Source organism: Alcanivorax sp. HI0083, from assembly GCF_001635175.1.
In genome coordinates, this window is sequence record NZ_LWFX01001692.1 from 1 (window position 1) to 1,062 (window position 1,062).

At 62.1% G+C, this 1,062-nt stretch carries 1 protein-coding gene and 2 pseudogenes; 2 read left to right on the plus strand and 1 reads right to left on the minus strand.

Annotated features, from left to right (window positions below; genetic code table 11):
* Together mutL and A3754_RS28675 are read left to right on the plus strand one after the other, a co-directional pair.
* Window positions 1-638, plus strand: a pseudogene (gene mutL, locus A3754_RS24735) (DNA mismatch repair protein MutL); the annotation flags it as partial.
* Window positions 635-886: pseudogene (locus A3754_RS28675) on the plus strand (isopentenyl transferase family protein); the annotation flags it as partial. The pseudogenes mutL and A3754_RS28675, both read left to right, overlap by 4 nt.
* Here the strand turns inward: A3754_RS28675 and A3754_RS28890 are convergent.
* On the minus strand, window positions 798-995 hold the full coding sequence (locus A3754_RS28890) for a hypothetical protein (protein WP_369817650.1): 198 nt from the start codon (window positions 993-995) through the stop codon (window positions 798-800). The pseudogene A3754_RS28675 and the gene A3754_RS28890 sit on opposite strands and share 89 nt — an antisense overlap.
* Window positions 996-1,062: the final 67 nt, after the last annotated feature.

Genomic DNA, 1,062 nt, shown 5'->3' on the forward strand with positions numbered 1-1,062 from the left:
AGGTCAGAGAATCAGCGCCGTCGGTGATGCCGCCGGCCAGCGACAACGAAACCGTGCCGCCGCTGGGCTATGCGGTGGCGCAGCTGCACGGCATTTTTATTTTGGCGGAAAACCAGCAGGGCATGGTGGTGGTGGATATGCATGCCGCCCACGAACGGATTACCTATGAGCGGCTCAAGCAGAGCTGGGCGGACGACAAGGTGCGCAGCCAGCCATTGCTGGTGCCGGTGTCGCTGGCGGTGTCGTCCCGTGAAGCGGATTTTGCCGAGCAGCAGCCGGAGGTGTTTTCCCGGCTGGGGTTCGGTGTCGAGCGCGCCGGGCCGGAAACCCTGGTGGTGCGCGAAGTGCCGGCCTTGCTGCGCAACGGTGACAGCGAATCCATGGTTCGCGATGTGTTGTCGGATTTGTTGGCGCAAGGCAGTAGTGAACGTATTGCCCAGAAGCTGGATGAGCTGCTGTCCACCATGGCCTGCCACGGCAGTGTGCGCGCCAATCGTCGCCTGACGATCCCGGAAATGAATGCCCTGTTGCGCGACATGGAGGCCACAGAGCGCTCCGGCCAGTGCAACCACGGCCGCCCCACCTGGACCCAGATGAGCATCAAGGATCTGGATCGCCTGTTTATGCGGGGGCAGTGATGAACGTCGGACGCCAGACGCCGGACGCCCAACGTGAAATCGGCTCAGTCCGGCGTCCGGCATCCGGCATCAAGCCTGTTTTTCTTCTCATGGGGCCCACCTGTTCCGGCAAGACGGCGCTGGCTATCGAGGCGGTGCAGTCCCTGCCCATCGAAATCATCAATGTGGACTCGGCGCTGGTCTATCAGGGCTTGAATATCGGTGCGGCCCGCCCCACTGAAGAAGAACTGGCATTGGCGCCGCACCGATATTCAAGCCCTGATAGACCAGCGCCGAGTCCACATTGATGATTTCGATGGGCAGGGACTGCACCGCCTCGATAGCCAGCGCCGTCTTGCCGGAACAGGTGGGCCCCATGAGAAGAAAAACAGGCTTGATGCCGGAAGCCGGACGCCCAACGTGAAATCGGCTCAGTCCGGCGTCT

Coding starts and splice junctions, on each gene's coding strand:
- A3754_RS28890 (WP_369817650.1), bottom strand. CDS start 995: ATGGGGCCCACCTGTTCCGGCAAGACGGCGCTGGCTATCGAGGCGGTG.